This window comes from Sphingomonas sp. Leaf198 (genome assembly GCF_001424005.1).
In the GTDB taxonomy this organism is placed as follows: Bacteria; Pseudomonadota; Alphaproteobacteria; order Sphingomonadales; family Sphingomonadaceae; genus Sphingomonas.
Map to the genome: position 1 here is coordinate 1,214,929 of NZ_LMPX01000002.1, position 17,865 is coordinate 1,232,793.

At 64.5% G+C, this 17,865-nt stretch carries 16 protein-coding genes and 1 pseudogene; 11 read left to right on the forward strand and 6 right to left on the reverse strand.

Annotation, left to right across the window (positions count from 1 at the left end):
• Positions 1 to 36: 36 nt before the first annotated feature.
• The gene (locus tag ASG20_RS12440; protein WP_056052691.1) at positions 37 to 1,389 is read right to left on the reverse strand and encodes a chloride channel protein; all 1,353 of its coding nucleotides are present in this window, start codon (positions 1,387 to 1,389) and stop codon (positions 37 to 39) included.
• Between the two features lie 279 nt (positions 1,390 to 1,668).
• Here ASG20_RS12440 and ASG20_RS19445 point away from each other — a divergent pair, with 279 nt between their 5' ends.
• Both ASG20_RS19445 and ASG20_RS19450 read left to right on the forward strand, forming a co-directional pair.
• Positions 1,669 to 2,010, forward strand: coding sequence for a hypothetical protein (locus ASG20_RS19445; RefSeq protein WP_156364284.1), 342 nt, complete (start codon positions 1,669 to 1,671; stop codon positions 2,008 to 2,010).
• A 250-nt stretch (positions 2,011 to 2,260) separates the two neighbouring features.
• Positions 2,261 to 2,428, forward strand: coding sequence for a hypothetical protein (locus ASG20_RS19450; protein ID WP_156364286.1), 168 nt, complete (start codon positions 2,261 to 2,263; stop codon positions 2,426 to 2,428).
• Between the two features lie 662 nt (positions 2,429 to 3,090).
• Here ASG20_RS19450 and ASG20_RS12445 read toward each other — a convergent pair.
• Positions 3,091 to 3,279, reverse strand: a complete 189-nt coding sequence (locus ASG20_RS12445; RefSeq protein ID WP_056052695.1) for a hypothetical protein — start codon at positions 3,277 to 3,279, stop codon at positions 3,091 to 3,093.
• A gap of 348 nt (positions 3,280 to 3,627) precedes the next feature.
• On the opposite strand from ASG20_RS12445, the gene ASG20_RS12455 reads away from it, so the two are divergent.
• Together ASG20_RS12455 and ASG20_RS12460 are read left to right on the forward strand one after the other, a co-directional pair.
• Entirely contained in the window at positions 3,628 to 3,936 is a 309-nt protein-coding gene (locus ASG20_RS12455) for a hypothetical protein (protein WP_156364288.1), read from the forward strand.
• A gap of 70 nt (positions 3,937 to 4,006) precedes the next feature.
• Positions 4,007 to 4,603: a hypothetical protein gene (locus tag ASG20_RS12460; RefSeq protein ID WP_056052703.1), complete on the forward strand. Its 597-nt coding sequence runs from the start codon at positions 4,007 to 4,009 to the stop codon at positions 4,601 to 4,603.
• Between the two features lie 637 nt (positions 4,604 to 5,240).
• On the opposite strand, the gene ASG20_RS12465 is transcribed toward ASG20_RS12460, so the two are convergent.
• Positions 5,241 to 5,585: a hypothetical protein gene (locus ASG20_RS12465; protein WP_056052706.1), complete on the reverse strand. Its 345-nt coding sequence runs from the start codon at positions 5,583 to 5,585 to the stop codon at positions 5,241 to 5,243.
• 198 nt (positions 5,586 to 5,783) lie between these two features.
• On the opposite strand from ASG20_RS12465, the gene ASG20_RS12470 reads away from it, so the two are divergent.
• The 7 genes from ASG20_RS12470 (at position 5,784) to ASG20_RS12500 (ending at position 14,709) form a co-directional block, all read left to right on the forward strand.
• Positions 5,784 to 6,152, forward strand: coding sequence for a phosphonate transporter (locus ASG20_RS12470; protein ID WP_236698769.1), 369 nt, complete (start codon positions 5,784 to 5,786; stop codon positions 6,150 to 6,152).
• Between the two features lie 10 nt (positions 6,153 to 6,162).
• A complete protein-coding gene (locus ASG20_RS12475; RefSeq protein ID WP_056052709.1) occupies positions 6,163 to 7,452 on the forward strand; it encodes a sensor domain-containing diguanylate cyclase in 1,290 nt (429 codons plus the stop codon).
• Positions 7,449 to 8,630 (forward strand): AMP-binding protein, encoded by a 1,182-nt coding sequence (locus ASG20_RS12480; protein ID WP_056052711.1) that lies wholly within the window; start codon positions 7,449 to 7,451, stop codon positions 8,628 to 8,630. Before ASG20_RS12475 ends, ASG20_RS12480 begins: the two co-directional genes overlap by 4 nt.
• Positions 8,627 to 9,460, forward strand: a complete 834-nt coding sequence (locus ASG20_RS12485; protein WP_443025934.1) for an EAL domain-containing protein — start codon at positions 8,627 to 8,629, stop codon at positions 9,458 to 9,460. Before ASG20_RS12480 ends, ASG20_RS12485 begins: the two co-directional genes overlap by 4 nt.
• Before the next feature lie 124 nt (positions 9,461 to 9,584).
• Entirely contained in the window at positions 9,585 to 13,568 is a 3,984-nt protein-coding gene (locus ASG20_RS12490) for a Pls/PosA family non-ribosomal peptide synthetase (protein WP_201780723.1), read from the forward strand.
• Complete coding sequence (locus tag ASG20_RS12495; RefSeq protein ID WP_056052720.1) at positions 13,565 to 14,158, forward strand: 4'-phosphopantetheinyl transferase family protein; 594 nt, start codon at positions 13,565 to 13,567, stop codon at positions 14,156 to 14,158. The genes ASG20_RS12490 and ASG20_RS12495 overlap by 4 nt, the downstream gene beginning before the upstream one ends.
• A complete protein-coding gene (locus ASG20_RS12500; RefSeq protein ID WP_156364290.1) occupies positions 14,155 to 14,709 on the forward strand; it encodes a GNAT family N-acetyltransferase in 555 nt (184 codons plus the stop codon). Before ASG20_RS12495 ends, ASG20_RS12500 begins: the two co-directional genes overlap by 4 nt.
• An 804-nt stretch (positions 14,710 to 15,513) precedes the next feature.
• On the opposite strand, the pseudogene ASG20_RS19455 reads toward ASG20_RS12500, so the two are convergent.
• The 3 genes and pseudogenes from ASG20_RS19455 to ASG20_RS19915 form a co-directional block, all read right to left on the reverse strand.
• A pseudogene (locus tag ASG20_RS19455) lies at positions 15,514 to 15,624 on the reverse strand (electron transfer flavoprotein subunit beta/FixA family protein); the annotation flags it as partial.
• Positions 15,625 to 15,818: 194 nt separating this feature from the next.
• On the reverse strand, positions 15,819 to 17,045 hold the full coding sequence (locus ASG20_RS12505; RefSeq protein WP_056052723.1) for an NAD(P)/FAD-dependent oxidoreductase: 1,227 nt from the start codon (positions 17,043 to 17,045) through the stop codon (positions 15,819 to 15,821).
• Between the two features lie 452 nt (positions 17,046 to 17,497).
• A partial coding sequence (locus tag ASG20_RS19915; RefSeq protein WP_236698770.1) for a hypothetical protein occupies positions 17,498 to 17,865 on the reverse strand: 368 nt, incomplete at its 5' end.

Genomic DNA, 17,865 nt, shown 5'->3' on the forward strand with positions numbered 1-17,865 from the left:
CTGAACCGGCGCTGTCGGTCCGCGACGGCGCGGCGCTCAGTGCCCGCGATCGTCGGGGTCAGCAGTCGGACCTTCATGCCCTGCAACCGCCACCGCAACCCCGTCCTTGCGCAAAAATCCTGCCGACAGCACATGATACAACCGCTCCTTCGACACCGCCTGCGCGACGAAGTCGGCGATCAGCGCGGAGGCGACCAGCGGCATCATCAGCCCGCGGCTCGCGGTCGTCTCGGAGATGATGATCACTGCGGTCAGCGGCGCGCGGACCACGCCGGTGAAATACGCGACCATCCCCAGCAGCACGATCGCGCCGGGCGGATAATCGGGGAAGATGCTGCGGAGCATGTCGCCGATCCCGGCCCCGACCGACAGCGACGGCGCGAAGATCCCGCCCGGCATGCCCGACACCGCGGTCGCCAGCGTCGTGACGAACTTCGCCGCGCCGAACCAGTGTGGCACGTCGCCGCCGGTGATGATCCCGCGCGCCGCGCCGTATCCGGTCCCCCAGGTCAGCCCGCTCGCGACCCCGATGATCGCCACCACCAGCCCGAGCCCGCCGGCGAACAGCGTCGGGTGTGCGCGTAGCCACGCCACCGGCGCCAGTCGAGTCCGCCCGGTCGCGATCACCGACCGCGAGAACAGCGCCCCCGCCAGGCCCCCCAATATACCCGCGACCGGCGCCGCGAGCAGCGTCTCGCGCACGTTCAACGTCTGCCGCATCACGCCGAAATACACGTAATCCCCCGACAGCCCGAGGCTGACCATTCCGGCGATCAGCACCGCGGTCATCACCAGCAGCGTCATCCGCTGTTCGTACGCGGCGGCCAGTTCCTCGATCGCGAAGGCGACCCCGGCGAGTGGCGTGTTGAACGCCGCGGCGACGCCCGCCGCGCCACCGGCGATGAACACCGACGCACGCAATGGGATCGCCATCACGCGGTGTGCGTAACCCATGATCGACGCGGCGACCTGCACCGTCGGCCCCTCGCGCCCGGTCGAGGCGCCGACGAACAGCGTCCCGATCGTCAGCACCAGCTTGACGATGACCGTCTTCGCGGAGACCAGCCCGGTCATCGCATGATCGGGATCGCGCGTCGCCGCCATGACCTGCGGGATGCCCGATCCGCGCGCCGCCGGGGCGACCCGCAGCGTGATCCACGCGATCGCTGCATAGCCCACGGGCGTCATCAGCAGCGGCGCCCACCACCAGCGCGCGACGATGTCGGTGAACGCCTCGCCCGCCCGATCCGCCGCCGCCGCGAACCCGAGCGCGACGATACCGATCATGATCGCCCCGCCGAGGATCGCAACGCGCCGCCGCCAGACGAGCGCACTCGGCGCATGCCGCTGCAACAGGATCCGCACGCGCGTCTTCGTCATGCGTGCCATGGTCGGGCCCTCACCGATTCCGCGCCGAACTCGACGACCGACGTTGCGACTGACGCGGGAGCAGGCGCGGAAACCGGGCTATCGACGGCGATCATACTGGTCATGCGGCGGCTTATGCCCCGCCTAATCCAGCACGTCACCCTTACGATCCGAAACGACACGCCGACCTGATTGCCGCAAGCAGCAATGCTCGGAGCGACCGCACGATGAGGATATCCATGTCGCTTTCGCCCAAAATCGGACATTGCTTGCTTCGGGAAGGAACGGCATTCTACCCCGATGGGATGGATCGCTAAGCCGGGATCAGCAGAGGACCGGCTAAACAAATGGCTCGATCGGCTGGGACTGTCCCGCTTCGCGCTTTGGTGCTCTGCCTTATTAAGTGTGGCAATAGCTTGGAACCTGTACGATGTGTTGCCGCCCAATCGCAAATTTCTGACCGCCATTCCTGTTGCCTTCGGCTTCGGTGCTTGTGCCGTTGCACGCCACCTCGGCAAGGTCGAACGCCCGGGCCTAGCAGCATGGCTGGCAGCGCTTTTCTTTTCGACACCTCTGCTGCTGCAAGTCGCCGAAAGTTCAGGCCTGTTCGATCTAATCAGTCGATTCGCTCTGCCGGGCTGATTTCCGCTATCCTTCCCATTCCGGACATTCCCGGACGGCGGATATCCCCTCCGCCGCAGCCTTCCAAAGCCGCGGGAATGCTGTGTTCTTGGCGTGCTACAGGGGCGCTGTACCCCGGCGATACCCCTGCAGGACCGCGCGGATGCGATATATCCATAATCGATGTAAAAAACGATCTCGCGCCCTCATCTTTTTAGCAATTTGATCGTGGCTACAGCACTACAAATTGGCGCGAACGATGGAACCTGCTGTGCCCCACAATATCAATTACGAACTGTTGGCAGAGATTGAGCTAGCTGTCGCATCGCGCGCTAAAACCGATGCAGAGCGGCGAAGCCATTTAGATCAAGCAGCCGTCTATGCGACGCTCGGAGAGAAGTACCGCGACGAACGTGCGCTCTTGGTTCTTGCCGCCTAGGTTTTCGTGCCGCAGAGAGACGCTTCGCCGCAACTGTGAGTGATCTGCGCAAATACGCGCCCTTTTTACTGCGTACGGTGCGACATACTCTCGCAATGCGCCGGTCAAAACGCCCATTTGATGTCATTCAGCGTAGATTTTCGGTGTTTCGGAAGCGAACATTGCGGTCTCAAACCTGCGGTGTAGTTTGAGCGAATGATTGCGCGAAAAAGCCCTGTGAAACGGGATGCCCTGTGGAAGCGGTATTGGTCGATCAAAGACCTGCATGGATGCGGCCTGTATGAGCCTATCTTATGGCATCTAGCCTTGGATGGCGACTTCTCGGCGATGGTTACGCTGGCCGATACTTTCCCTATCGAGGGGCGAGTTGCGGATCGGTTCAGTAGGGCTGGCCTGTATTATCGAGCGCATAGGGGCGGCTATGAGTATGCCGCACAACACCTCGCTATGGACGCTTTCAATCGAGGTGATCTTAAATCCTATCGATATTGGTTGCGACGTGCGGTTCGGTTCGATCCCGATCATCTAAAACAGCTTAAACGCTTTGAAACACGGCTACCTCACCAGACCGCTCATGAACGTGGGCGTGGTCGTCCCTACCGGGCATATGACTGACAAGCTTCTCAGAAGCGGACCGTTCGCTTTCCTTCCAAAAGCGGTCGTCATGTAACGATAACGATGGCCACGCCTGCGATCGACAGTATGACGCTCAGCGTTGTGAGCCATCGAACTTTTCGCTTGTCCACGGCGGTGCTGGCGAAGTGCACCGCGCCGAGCAGCAGGGCCGTGCTGAGAAGCACGATAACGCTGCCTAGGAGATCGCCTTGGGCTTCGGTCATCTGGTCATCCACGACGCTGTCCTGATGATCGGTCAGCAGCGCGATCGGCTAGCAGCGCTTCCCTATCATAGGCATGACGGGCCGTTAAAAAACGCCTAATCTCGGACATTGCCTGGCGGGTTATGAGAAGGCACAAGCGTGTTGGCGATGGCGTGGAGAATGACGGTGCAGAGACGAGGTGTCACGTTTATGGGAGACCTTCGCGCTAACCGCTGGCGCTATGCGGCCCCGGTGTTGGGCATCGCAATGTATCTTGACTTGAAGGCGCTAGGCGCTGACCTCTGGATTGCCGTTGTCATTCCCGTGCTGCTGGCGACCGGACTTGGGTTCGTGATCGGACGCCGCCAATAGATTTCGGCGATGTCTGCTACCGCCCAGTTGTGGACGTTCGACAGGCGCGGTATTGTCCGAGTTATGACAAGGATCATCTACCTATCGCCCGGCGAGCAGATGCCGGATCGCGGCGACGACGAGCCGTGGCTGATCGTGGAGGCATCGGACGATGGCCGGTTCTTCGGGACCGGTGCTGCATGGAACCCGAGCGGCGAGTGGGTCGGCTATGGCTCGCTGCCGGAGAATGACGGTGCCTTTGCCGACGCCGTGGCGGCAGCGGAGCGGTGGGCCGCTGAATACAATGTTCCTGCAATATGGGTTCAAACTGCTCCATAGGTCCGCTTTCGCCCAATACCGGACGTTCAGCAGACTTTTCACGATGCCCGATTGAAGACATAGTCGGTGAATGAACGCGCACCTCATCTTGATCGCCGCTGCTCAAATGTCGGCATCGCTGCTCAATGCCTATGATCGCATCACACCTCAGGTCGCAGCCCAGCGCGTCGCTGGCTGCGGCATAGGCACGGTGTCAGTGAGGTCCGATGCTGAGCTCGATACCGACGTGCTTGTCGTCACAGAAGCGGTGCCGATACCCGATCAGCAGCTCGCTTGCATCGACAAGGCGGCGAGCTTTTACGATGTGGAGCTGCCGCCATCTGCGCAGCCGCGCTTCAACGCGATCAGGGAAGCACGTTCGGCGGCCTTGATGACAGCGGAGGCCCGAAAGTGGCTCAAGGCACATAACTTGCTGGACCGGCTACCCAAGTATGACCCAGGGGTAACCGATGACGCAGCATTCGGCCGCAAGGTTGAGAAGCTATGCGGCGCGGATGGCGCAGTTCAATCCCGCTATGGCCCTCACGCGCTTAGCCCAGCGTGGGCGATGCATCGTGCGACTAATGCTCCCATAGAAGACGGGCCGCTGGCGTGCCTTTTGAACGTCACGTGGGCTACCGGTTTTAAGATGGGCTTCATCGGGAATGAACAAGCTGCGCCGCAGTAAGCGCGGCAGCTAATCACCAGCATCGTCTAGTGCGGAATGGCAGCTCTCCTTCCCATCCCGGCCATTCGAAATGGTCCATCCTTGCTATCGGAGGTCTGATGCCAACACGAAGCTATTTGGGTTCAGTGGTGGTTCTGACAGTCGCGATCTGGCTGTTTGCTGCGATGATCCTGCTTGGTCCAATTATGGGTGACTGCCTTCCTGGCGGCGGGCTTACCTGCCCCACAGACCACGAGCGCAACCTGAGTTTGCTGTGGATCACGCTAGGAGCGGCTGGAATCAATATTGCAGCGGTTTGGCTGCTCATCCATCTGCGGCGAGGTCGCTCCTAATTTAGATAGTCAATAAGCCGTGCTTCCGGCGGAAAGCCGCCAGTCCGCTATCCTCTCCCAATCTCACCTTTGGGCGCCGTTGATCGGCCGTCCTAATTCTTGACCCGCTGCGGGAAAGGCGGCGGCAGCGCGAGATCGGCTATCGCTGCCTACGTCGTTAAAACCGAGAGGGCCTCACTGATTCTGGGTTTCTGGGACCCTGTTCGCCGCCGTCGGCGCGCGCCTTACCGAGTAGGACTTGGCCCATCTGCCCGTACGCGCGCCTCATAAGTCGAAATCGGATGGTCGCGCGTTCGACGCAGCCTTCAGACCGGATCCTCATAAACCTGATCCGAGTTGCATGACTCGCCGGCTCGATCGTGCGGCATGCGGCTGGCCCGCCACCGCGCGCTGATGACGATTTCGTCGAAGATATGCGTGCCGCACAGGACAAGGACGCTGCCCGCGCTGGCGCCGAGGAACCCGATCGTCGCCAGCGCGAACGTCACCGGTCCATACACCGCCGATCCATGCGCGAGGATTTCGCCACCGCGTAACGGCAGGCACAGCGCCCCCAGTTGCGCGATCGCCAGATACGCCACCGCGCACAGGATCACCCCCGCGCCGCGAAGACCAAGGTCGGTCCGCCAGTCTCGATGCCACGCTGCCATGCCACACGTCCCTCCGTGGCCCTCCAGCTATCGCGCGCGCCGTAGCATTTCGAGATCGTTTTCCACCCTTCGCATAGTGCCGGCATAGCGGCGAGGCAGTCCCCGCCGAATCGCGATCGATACCGCCGGATCGCGCGCCATTTTAGCCGATGCTTAACGCTCTCGGAGGCATAAGCCCGTTGTAAGGGAGTTACAGCCGTGTCGCCAAATGAGTCGGGTTTTGAAGCGGTTGCCCTGCGCGACCTCGAAGCGATGAGCGCGGACGCGCGCGATGCCCTGCCGTTCGGGGTGGTCGGCTTAGGCGCGGACACGATCGTCCAGGTCTACAACGCGACCGAAGCGCGGATGGCCGGGCTCGATCCCGCCGCTGTCCTCGGCGTGCCGTTCTTCGACGCGGTCGGGCAGTGCATGAACAACTTCATGGTCGCCCAGCGGTTCGAGGACGAGCCCGAAATCGACGAGATCGTGCCCTATGTCCTGACCTTGCGGATGCGCCCGACGCGCGTGCGTCTGCGCCTGCTCGCCAGTGCCGGCACGCCGCGCCGCTACATCCTCATCGCACGGTAAGACCGCGATCATGAGCGACACGTCCAGCGAGGAACAGCTTCTCGAGTTCCTGTATGCCTGCCCGGTCGGGCTGATCGAATGCGACGCCACCGGCGAAATCGGGATGATGAACCCGCACGCGATGCAGCATCTGCTGCCGCTCGCGGGGCCGCGCGATCCCGGCAACCTGTTCGCGGCGTTCGAACAGCACGCGCCGGAGTTGCGCAGCATCGTCGCCGCCTTTGTGCCGGCGACGGGGCGGATCTGCGACGGTCACCGCATTTTCGTCGACCTCGGCGCGCGTCGGCACGCCGCGCCGGCCAAGGTGCTCGCGTGTACGCTGGTCAAGCTGGGCCCGAACCGGCTGATGGCGACGTTGGCGGATATCAGCCAGCAGGTCGTCCAGGAGGAGCGCCTGCGCCAGGCGAACACCTGGTTCGCGACGATGCTCGACGGCGTCAACGACTATGCCGCGCTGACGATCACCCCGGACGGCCGGATCGAGTCCGCCGATGCCTGCTTCACGCGCCAGACCGGGCATCCGGCCGCCGACGTGATCGGCCGCGATCTCACCGACATCCTGAATACCGATGCGCCTGGTGGCGACCTGCGGCTCGACGAGCAGCTGGTGATCGCCACGCGCGAGGGGTGGCATCTGCAGGAGGGGTGGCAGCAGCGCGCCGACGGCGAGCGTTATTGGTGCCAGCGGCTCGTCGTCGCCCGGTCCGGCCCCGACGATCTGCGCCCGTCCGGTTTCTCGGTCGTCCTGCGCGACGTGCCGCGCGGTGGCGAGGCCGCCGAGGACATGCGCCGGCTGCTGACCTGCGACCATCTGACCGGCGCATCGAACCGGCGCTATTTCGGCCAGGTGATGGAGCGCGAGCTGACCCACTGGCGCGAATTGCGGCAGTCGCTGTCGCTGGTCGTGATGGATCTCGATCACTTCAAGACGGTCAACGATACCTATGGCCACCCGGTCGGCGACACGCTGCTGTGCCGCGTCGCCGACGCCTGCAAGCTGCTGTTGCCGCCGCGCGGGATCTTCGCGCGGTTGGGCGGCGAGGAGTTCGGCGTCCTCCTGCCGCGCTACGCCAAGGACCAGGCGGTGCTGCTCGCCGAACAGATGCGCGCGACCATCGCCGCGCTCGAGGTCGAAACGACGAGCGGGCCCTTGACCGTCACCGCCAGCCTGGGGTGCGCGACGCTGGACGAGGCCGACGGGTCGATCGACGCGCTCATCGCGCTCGCCGACAAGCGTCTCTACGCCGCCAAACATGCCGGACGGAATCAGGTCTGCCATCGCCAGGCCTGCGCCGCGTGACGGCGCCCCGATTGCAGCGCGCTGGGGCGCACCGCATCGCCTGTGCGGTCGTCGCTGCCGAGCTGCGTCGCCTGCGCGATACCGATCCCCGGCCAATCGCGCCCGGCGACTGGCTCGACTCGACGCCAATCGACGACGCGGGACTCGGGCTGGATTCCATGGAGCAGCTCGACGCGCTCGGGGCGCTGGCGGAGGCGTTCGACCTCGACGACAGCGTGCTGAGCGACGATCCGCCGCGCACCGTCGGCGCCTGGGTCGACTGGATCCTGCACGCGCACGCCTCGGGCAATGGCCGGATGACGGTCGTCACGTCGGGGTCGACCGGTCACCCGCGCCCCTGCGTCCATGCCGTCGCCGACCTGCTCGACGAAGCCGCGTTTTTCGCAGGCCGGTTCGCAGGCCGCCGCCGGGTGGTCGCGCTGGTGCCGGCGCATCATCTGTACGGGATCGTCTGGACCTGTCTCCTCCCGGATGCGCTGGGCGTACCGGTCGTCGTACGCACGATCGGCACGCCGTTGGGCCTCGCCGCGGGGGACCTCGTCGTCGCGGTGCCCGACCAGTGGCAGGCGCTGCGGCGTCTGATCCGTCGGTTTCCCGAGGATATCGTCGGCGTCAGCTCGGGCGGATCGCTCGATGACGACGTCGCGACGGGACTGCTCGCGGCCGGGCTGTCGCGACTGGCCGATATCTATGGCGCCTCGGAAACCGGTGGCATCGCGCTGCGCGACGCCCCCACCGCGGCGACCGCGCCCGCGTACGATCTGCTGCCGCGCTGGCAGTTGCTCCCCGACGGCGATGGCGATTGGCGGCTCGTCGACCGCACCGGCCGCAGTTTCGACCTGCCCGACCATATCGAGCGGATCGGCGAACGCACGCTGCGGCCGATCGGCCGGCGTGACGGCGCGGTCCAGGTCGCCGGCCACAATGTTTGGCCGGAGCGCATCGCACGGGTGTTGCGGTCGATCGACGGAGTCGCCGACGCCGCGGTGCGGCTGCACGTCAACGGGCGACTGAAGGCGTTCGTCGTGCCGACCGAGCATCAGGATACCGCGCTGCTCGCGGCCCGCATCGATCAGCGGGTTACGCCTCGCCTGACCGATCCCGAACGCCCGAAGAACTGGCGCTTCGGCCCCGCCCTGCCGCGCAACGCGATGGGAAAACTGGAAGACTGGGCATGATGCATTCACCGATCACGCCGGCCGATGCCACGGCCGCAACCCCCGTCGCCACTCCCGTCGCCGCACTCGTCGCCTGCCAGGGATGCCGGTCCGGCTCGCCGCTCAGAACCGCGATCACGATGGCATTCCAGCCGATCGTCGATATCCGGACCGGGTCGATCTTCGCCTACGAGGCGCTGGTCCGTGGGACGGAAGGCCAGTCGGCGGGCGAGGTATTGTCCGGCATCGAGCCCGACATGATCTACAAGTTCGACCAGGCGTGCCGGGTCAAGGCGATCGAACTCGCGGGGTCGCTCTTCGCCGCCGATGGCGACGCGAAGCTGTCGATCAACTTCATGCCCAACGCGGTCTACGAGCCGAACGCCTGCATCCGCGCGTCGCTGTCGGCAGCCCGCCGCGTCGGGTTCGACCCCGGCCGGCTGATGTTCGAATTCACCGAGAACGAGCAGATGGTCGACGTCGCGCATGTCCGCCACATCATCGAGGCGTATCAGGCGCGCGGCTTCACCACCGCGATCGACGATTTCGGCGCCGGCTATGCGGGGCTCGGGCTGCTCGCCGACCTGCGTCCCGACATGCTGAAGATCGACATGGCGCTGATCCGCGGGATCGACAGCTCGGCCTCGCGCCGGACGATCGTCGCGAGCGTCATCCGCATGGCCGAGGACCTAGGCATCCGCTGTATCGCGGAAGGGATCGAGACCGCGGCGGAATTGCAGACGCTGCGGGAGATCGGCGTCCACCTCTGCCAGGGCTATCTGCTCGCGCGGCCCACGGTGGAGGCGCTCCCGCCCCCCGCGCCCGCCGCAGTCCCGGCCGCGACGGGATAAGCGGACCTCCTGGATACCCGACACGCCCCGCGGCGTGTCTGACATATAGCAAACCGCGCGGGACATAGGCTAAGGCTCTTCGATGCATCCAGACACCTCGCCAAGCGCCTCGGATATCACGCTAATGCCAAGAGCGAGGACAGCGTCGATCGCCCCCGCGCCGGCGCTGCGAGCGGCCGAACCCTACGCGCGCGACGAGCTGCTGCACGAAATCTTCGACGCCACGCGGGCGGCGCATCCTGACGCGACCGCGCTGCGGCTGATCGGCGCGGACGAGGAATACGACCGCAAGACCGAGTGGAGCTATACCGACCTCGCCACGCGCAGCCTCGCGCTCGCGCACCGCCTGCGCGCGATGGGGATCGGCCGCGGCGACCGCGTCGTGCTGTGCCTGCCGCGCGGGCTCGACCAGTATATGGCGATCCTCGGCGTGCTGCGCGCCGGCGCCGCCTATGTGCCGGTCGACTGGGGCTATCCGCAGGATCGCATCGACTTCATCGTCGAGGACAGCGAAGCCGCGCTGACGATCACCGTCGCCAGCCGCGTCGCCAACCTGAAGGGGAAAACGCTCGCGCTCGACGCGGCGCTGGGCGATCTCGCGGCTGAGCCGTCCGAACCAATCGGCCGCGACGTCACGCAGACAACGCCGCAGGACCTCGCCTACATCATCTACACCTCGGGCACGACCGGCCGCCCCAAGGGCGTGATGATCTCGCACAGCAACGCCTGCCACCTGGTCCGCTCGGAAAGCGCGATCCTCGATCTGACCCCAGCCGACGTCGTGTTCGGCGGGTTCAGCCTCGCGTTCGACATGTCGGTCGAGACGATGTGGAGCGCGTTCTTCGTCGGTGCGGTCGTGCTGGTCGCGACCGAGGCGCTGGCGACCAGCGGGCCCGACGTGGCGATCGCGTTGGCCGAGGCGAACACGACGATCTGGCACGTCGTCCCCTCGCTGATCGCGCTGGTCGAGCATCCGGTGCCGACGCTGCGCCTGCTCAACATGGGCGGCGAAGCGTGCCCAGCGGACCTGCCGCGCCGGCTCGCGCGACCGGGCCTCCGCCTGCTCAACACCTACGGCCCAACCGAGACGTCGGTCACCGCGACCTGGACCGAGGTGTTCCCCGGCCAGCGCATCACGATCGGCAAGCCGCTCCCCGGCTACACCGCCTGGGTGGTCGACGAGCATATGCAGCCGGTCCCCGACGGCCAGGAAGGCGAACTCGTGATCGGCGGTCCCGGCGTCGGCGTCGGCTACGTCAACCGCCCCGATCTGACCGCCGAGAAGTTCATCATGACGCCGTTCGACGGGCCTTCCGGTGCCCCAGAACGCATCTACCGCTCCGGCGATCTCGTGAAGCTCGACGCGGCAGGCGACATCGATTTCGTCGGCCGCATCGATACGCAGGTCAAGATTCGCGGCTTCCGCGTCGAACTCGCCGAGATCGAGGCGGTGATCGGCGAATGGCCGGGCGTCGCGCAGACCGTCGTCCAGCTGTTCACCGACGACGACGGCTCGGAGTTCCTCGCAGCGTTCCTGATCGCGCGTCCCGCCGAGGAGATCGACATGGTCGGCCTCAAAGCCCGCGTCGCCGAGCGTCTCCCCAACTACATGCGCCCGGCGGGGTATCAATTGCTGTCGCACCTGCCGACGCTCCCTGCCTCGGGAAAGGTCGACCGCAAGGCGCTGGTCAAGCCCGAGATCACCGTGACGTCGGACCGCGAGATAGTCGCGCCCGCCACGCCGATGGAGGAAAGTCTGCACCGCGTCTGGGCCGAGGCGTTCGCGCCACAGCCGGTATCGGTGCTCGACGACCTGTTCGAGGATCTCGGCGGCCACTCGCTGAAGGCCGCACGCTTGGTTTCGGCAGCGCGAAAGGTGCGCGGGCTTGAAGGGCTGTCGCTCGAGGACGTCTACGCCGCGCCGACGATCCGCGCGCTCGCGCTCCGGATCGGTGGCACCACGCCCGTCGCGATCCTCGACGAGACCAGCTTCCACCATATCGCACCGTGGAAGCGCCGGCTGTGCGTCGCCGCGCAGACGCTCGCGCTGCTGCCGATCTACACGCTGGCGGGGCTCCAGTGGTTCTCGCCCTATCTCGCCTACACGCATCTCGCCGGCAACATGCCGCGGGTCGACGCGCTGATCCTCAGCGGGCTGTTCTTCACGGTCGTGCCGATCGCGTCGATGTTCCTGTCGATCGCGCTCAAATGGCTGATCGTCGGGCGCTTCAAGGCGGGCGATTACCCGCTCTGGGGCAGTTATTATTTCCGCTGGTGGCTGGTCCGCCGTATCATCGGCGTCACCGCGACGCCGTATCTGGCGGGCACGCCGATGATCCGCGGCTATTACCGGATGATGGGCGCGAAGATCGGCGAGCGCGTCCATATCGGCACCGGGATCATCGACACCGCCGACCTGCTCCACGCCGACGACGATGCGATCATCAGCGACCAGTCGGTGCTGTCGACCAGCTCGGTAGAGCGCGGGCTGCTCCGTCTCGGCACGGTCAAACTCGGCAAGGGCGCGTTCGTCGGGTCGATGGCGGTGGTCGGCCGCAACGCCGCGCTCGGCGACGACGCGATGCTCGACGACCTGTCCGCGCTGCCCGCCGACACGACGATCCCCGCTGGCCAGCGCTGGGCAGGCTCGCCCGCCGCGCACGACGGCGATGCGCCCCGCCGCCCGGCCACCCCCGCCCCGCGCAACGTCGGCCCGGCGATCGGCCTGTTCCTGTGCGCGCTGATCCTGCCGCTGGTCGCGATCCTGCCGATCGCTCCCGGGCTGATCGCGCTGATCGAGCTCGACTGGGCGACCAGCGGCTATGCCTATGTCGCGGTCGCGCCGCTGCTCGCGGTCACCTATGTCGTGATGATGTGCGTGCTGACGGTGGCGGCCAAGCGCCTGATCCTGGGTCGCGTCGCGCCCGCGGTCTATGCGCTGAACAGCGGGTTCTACGTCCGCTACTGGTTCGTCCAGCAGATCAACGACCTCGCGCTCCGCCTGCTCCACCCGATTTTCGCGACGCTGTACGTGGTGCCGTGGTACCGTGCGCTCGGCGTCAAGGTCGGCCGCCGCGCCGAAATCTCGACCGCCAGTGCGATCGTGCCGGATCTGGTCGAGATCGGCGAGGAGAGCTTCATCGCCGACTCGGTGATCTTCGGCGCGGCGCGGATCGGCCACGGCACGATCGAACTGGCGCATACCAAGATCGGCCGCCGCAGTTTCATCGGCAATTCGGCACTGCTGCCGAGCGGCACGCAGATCGGCGACGAGGTGCTCGTCGGCGTGCTCTCGAAGCCGCCGAGCGACCCCGCGCTCGCCACCGAGGCGGGCAGCACATGGTTCGGCTCGCCTGCGATCAAGCTGCCGGTACGACAGGTCAACACGATGTTCGACGAAGGCGCGCGGTTCAATCCGTCGCGCGCGCTGATCGCCACGCGCCTGTCGATCGAGGCGGTCCGCACCACCTTGTCGCTGACCGCGTTCCTCGTGTTCTTCAGCCTGCTGCTATCGGTAGTCGGCGACCTCGACGATCTCGATAACGGCGGGTTGCTGATCGCGACGACCTTCCCCTTCCTGTACGTCGGCTTCTGCCTCGCTTGCGGGATATTCGTCCTCGCGCTCAAATGGCTCGTTGTCGGCCGCTACAAGGTCACCACCGCGCCGCTCTGGAGCCCGTTCGTCTGGCGTACCGAACTCGTCACCGCGACCTACGAGAATCTGGCGGTCGCCAACCTGCTCGAACCACTCCGCGGCACGCCGTGGATCGGCGTGTACCTCCGCCTGATGGGCGCGCGGATCGGCAAGCGCTGCTACATCGACACCACCGACCTGACCGAGCACGACCTCGTCGACATCGGCGACGACGTCGCGCTCAACGACTTCGCTGGCTTGCAGACGCATCTGTTCGAGGACCGCGTGATGAAGGTCGGCGCGATCCGCGTCGGCGACCGCGCGACGATCGGTTCGCTCGCGATCGTGCTGTACGACGCGGAGATCGGTGCCGACGCGCAGCTCGGCGACCTATCGGTGGTGATGAAGGGCGAGACCTTGCCCGACGGCACGAGCTGGGACGGGAGCCCGGCGCGGATCGCCGTCGCGACGTGACGCCGGTCTGGCACGACGGTCCGCTCGAAGCGCTCGTCTGGGACGGTCAGTCGCCAGTCGCATGGAGCGTTGCCGAGACCGGACCGTACGCCGCCGGCCGGCAAGACGATGCGCGCGCGATCCGGCAGCGTCTGGCCGCCGCCCTGATCCACAAACTCGCCGGCGAGTCCGTCGATGTTCGACTGACACGCAGTCCAGCCGGCGCACCGATCGTTGCCGCCCCCAAAGGCTGGTATCTCAGCCTGTCGAGCCGCGGCGTGCACGCTCTTATCGGCGTTGCGCTCGCGCCGATCGCGGTCGACCGCGAGATCATCGACGACCACCCGCCGCTCTGGGATATGCTTACCCCGACCGAAGCCGACGCGCTCCGCCGCCTGCCCGCCCAATCCCAAGCTTGGCTGCGACGCTGGACGATCAAGGAAGCGCACGCGAAGCTCATCGGCGAACCGCGTCGCATCCGCCCCGAGTCGATCGAAACCGTCGTGACCGATCCAATCCACGCGACTGCAACGTTCGAAGGCACATCGCGCTGCTGGAGCCGTTCCATGCCCGACGCGATCGAAACCATCGCGCAGTGGAGCCAGCCATGACCAGAATCCTGACCCGCCGCTACGAAGAGAGGGACCGCGCCGCCGTCCTCGCGATCTTCGACTCGAACCTCCCCGAATACTTCGGCGCCGGCGACCGCGAATGGCTGGAGGAGACGCTCGACGAGCCCGACGGTCCGGCATTCGTGGTCGACGTCGACGGCGTCCCCGGCGCGTTCGGCGGTTACGAGATCTGGGAGCATTACAACAAGGCGTTGCTCTTCTGGGGCATGGCCGCGCGCGCCTATCACGGCACCGGTCTCGGCAAGCTGCTGCTGTTCGAACGCCTGCTCCACGTCGCCACCTCAGCCGAGCCACCCACGCGCTACGTCACCGTCGACACCTCGCCGCAGGTCTCGCCGTTCTTCCAGCATTGCGGCTTCGAACTGACCAGCGTCTGGCCCGGCGGCTATCGGTCCGGCATGGACCTGCACGAACTCCGCTTCGACTTTGCAGCCGTGTCGCCCAACACCCTCCAACAAAACCGCGACAACCTCGCCCAGGACGCAAATCAACGCCTCGCCAAAACCAAGGCACCGCTGCCCCCACCCTAAAGCATACCCCGCTGATATGGACGATGGTGCTCACTTCGGAAGACGGTGAACTTATTATCGACCGTGCGGCGAGTGAGCGCCGATGGACCGGACCGTTCATGCCGGCATCTCACTCTGCACCAACGCAAGGTAATGCCGGCGACAAAATTGCTGCATCGCTGTGCTTGACCGCACGTCGAAGCGGGCACAGTCGCGTTTACCTGACGAACAACACTGCCGACTGGAATAGCTATAGCCGAGACGGTACCGCGAACGTCTCGGGCACTTCCGAGAAGGAGCTCGCATGCTCGTTGGCGGGATTCCGCTGACACCTTCTGACCGCAGCAGAAGCATGGACCGACCGGTCTTGCTGAAAGTAGGAAGGTTTACAGCCGTCCTGATCGTCGCCGGATCGGTGAACACGTTTGAGTTAGCCGCCATGCTTCGTTCGGCTTGCCCGGGCATGAGACGCGCGAAAACTGAATGCATACGGCGCCGTGTAGCCTTCGATATATTCGAACAGCGCCTGTCGTGCCTTGCCTGTGACGCCCATCGGCATCGATGGATCAGTTCGACCTTCAGGTAGGGAATAAGCTTTTCATCGGGGTGTTATCAGAGCAATTATTGGTACGACCCATCGACGATGTGGCACCAATCACGGCGAGGTAATTGACATAAACGCGAGCCTCACTGGAACCGGCAATCCGGGGGGCAGATGAGACTGGGCGCTGGTCGCTGCCCTTGGGCTGTCATCATCAGCGCCGCAAGCGGCGGCTCGGTCCGTATATGATCGCGGATTGCCCAGCCGACGATCTAGCGGGTGCAAGGTCGAACACGCGCCCAAGATGAAGCCAGATCGACGCCTGTTCCGTCCGCGTTCACGCGGGACTTCCAGTTGTAGTCAGGCACGCGCTTGACAGGCACCAGCACCTTCATCCGGTTTACTTCCGGAATCGATATAGTCCTTTCTCCTTAAGGCATTTATCAAATGCCGCGCTCTTATCCAAGAGCGGGCACCCTTCATAGCGTTTAGGGGCGCTACTTCAGTCGCGGGATACAGCTTAGCTTGGTGTCATCCAATGCAGCTGGCTACAAGACCGACACCGAGGCTTATCTCGCGACACCTTACATTACAAAGCGATAGAATCCTTCAGTGGAATAGCGGTGTCGGCCAACAGGCAGCGATCGATTGCCAATCCTTCCATGACCAAGCGCTTGCCCTGCACGTAATCGCGCACTGCGTTGACGCAATCGAGGGCAATAACGCGACCTTTGCGCAGATAAACGATCGAGAAGCTGCGCGTCGTCATGTCGCCACGCACGACCAAGTCGTCACATCCCATGGAGAGACCGACAGTCTGAAGTTTAAGGTCGTATTGATTGGACCAAAACCACGGCACCGCATCATAGGGAGTGCCGTTGCCGACAATCGTCTTTGCCACTACCGTCGCCTGATCGTTAGCGTTCTGCACCGATTCAAGCCGTATCGGTAAATTGTCGGCAAAACGGTTCGCGTGCAGTGCGCAATCGCCAATTGCGAAGACGTCCGCCAGGCTCGTGCGGCATTGCGCGTCGACCGCGACGCCGTTTCCTCCTTCAGCGCCAGCCTCGATCAGCAGACCAACCGAAGGCACGATGCCGATGCCGACGATCACTATCTGCGCGGACACGACCTCTCTGTTTGCCAACCGCACGCCGGATACGGTTCCGACTCCCTCGATGCGGTCGACCGCGGTGTTCAATCGAAGATCGACATCGTGCGCGCGATGTTCGTTTTCAAAGAAGCGCGATAGCGGTTCGCCCGCGACCCGCGCCAAGACGCGATCCAGCGCTTCGATCACCACGACACGCTTACCGAGCTTGGACAGTGCCGCTGCCGCCTCCAACCCGATATAGCCGCCTCCGATAATGACTGCCCGAGATACGTTCGGCAACTCGGCAATCATCCGATCCGCATCGGCGCGGGTTCGCAGCGTATGAACGCCAGCCAGATCATGACCCCCGCAGCCAATCCGCCGTGCATCGCCCCCAGCCGCCCAGATCAGGATGCCATAGCCAAGTTTCTCCTCGCGATCCGTCTCGACCAGATGCTCGGCGGGATTGACGGACACGACTTCGCGACCGAGCAGCATTGTTACCTCGCGCTGGTCCCAGAATTCTGGCGGACGAATCAAAAGGCGCTCGAAGGATTTCTCCCTGGAAAGATAATCCTTCGACAACGGCGGTCGCTCATAAGGCAAGTCCGGTTCGGCGCCGACGATTGCGATGCTACCGCTGAATTTCGCTTGGCGGAGAGCGATCGCAGCCTGTGCGCCGCCGTGCCCCGCTCCGACTATTAGCACATCGTATTTCAGCATTATTCTGTCCTATTGAAGCAGACGATGAAATTAGACAGACCTTCGCCGCCCTGTCCGTCCGCATTATCACCCCGCGGCCGCATTCCTGACTCGGCTGGGCACACCAGTGGCCTTCGCGGCGGAACTCGAAAGCAAGGAGCAGGCTGGGGACTTAAAGCCTCCCTTTGCTTACTCGCCCATCTGCGCGACCCCTGCGGCTACCGGATGCAGTTTGCGCATACTAAGCTGAACCTGTTCCAATGACGCGCCGTCTCATGACTAATGTCGCTCTCTGGCTCAAACACCAATTTTCCATTCATGACCCAATGCTCATCAACAGTTAGCCCATGCGGCTCACTTGGACCCAGAATTGAAACGATGAAAAGAATGGAAAGGACTGCTTGTCGACGATGCTCAGTAGCGCAGCGTGAAGCTTCAACACATCGGACTCCGCGCCAGGCGCGACACGAAGTTCAAGCAGACGAGAAATCCGCTAACCGGCGGTGCCAAACCGCCCAGGCATCTGCTTGCAGGGCGGGTGAAGTACGGAGGTGCGGTGCGCCGTTCCTCGCAACGGTAGGGGACGCCAGCGCTGCAACGGTCACCGTAAGGGCCAGTGCGTCAACGGCCCGATCACGACCTGCAAATGAAGAAGCCGCGCCGAAACCAATCTGGCCAACACCCGTGTACGGATGCATCGTCGAATAGTTGGGCGCGCGGGAGAGGAAAGAGGCCAGAAACGACGACAGCCCCGGAGCTTGCGCAACGGGGCTAGGAGTGTCGTCGAAGATGGTTGCGGGGACAGGATTTGAACCTGTGACCTTCAGGTTATGAGCCTGAC

Coding starts and splice junctions, on each gene's coding strand:
- ASG20_RS12440 (WP_056052691.1), bottom strand. CDS start 1,389: ATGGCACGCATGACGAAGACGCGCGTGCGGATCCTGTTGCAGCGGCAT.
- ASG20_RS19445 (WP_156364284.1), top strand. CDS start 1,669: ATGGGATGGATCGCTAAGCCGGGATCAGCAGAGGACCGGCTAAACAAA.
- ASG20_RS12455 (WP_156364288.1), top strand. CDS start 3,628: ATGTCTGCTACCGCCCAGTTGTGGACGTTCGACAGGCGCGGTATTGTC.
- ASG20_RS12460 (WP_056052703.1), top strand. CDS start 4,007: ATGAACGCGCACCTCATCTTGATCGCCGCTGCTCAAATGTCGGCATCG.
- ASG20_RS12465 (WP_056052706.1), bottom strand. CDS start 5,585: ATGGCAGCGTGGCATCGAGACTGGCGGACCGACCTTGGTCTTCGCGGC.
- ASG20_RS12475 (WP_056052709.1), top strand. CDS start 6,163: ATGAGCGACACGTCCAGCGAGGAACAGCTTCTCGAGTTCCTGTATGCC.
- ASG20_RS12485 (WP_443025934.1), top strand. CDS start 8,627: ATGATGCATTCACCGATCACGCCGGCCGATGCCACGGCCGCAACCCCC.
- ASG20_RS12490 (WP_201780723.1), top strand. CDS start 9,585: ATGCCAAGAGCGAGGACAGCGTCGATCGCCCCCGCGCCGGCGCTGCGA.
- ASG20_RS12500 (WP_156364290.1), top strand. CDS start 14,155: ATGACCAGAATCCTGACCCGCCGCTACGAAGAGAGGGACCGCGCCGCC.
- ASG20_RS12505 (WP_056052723.1), bottom strand. CDS start 17,045: ATGCTGAAATACGATGTGCTAATAGTCGGAGCGGGGCACGGCGGCGCA.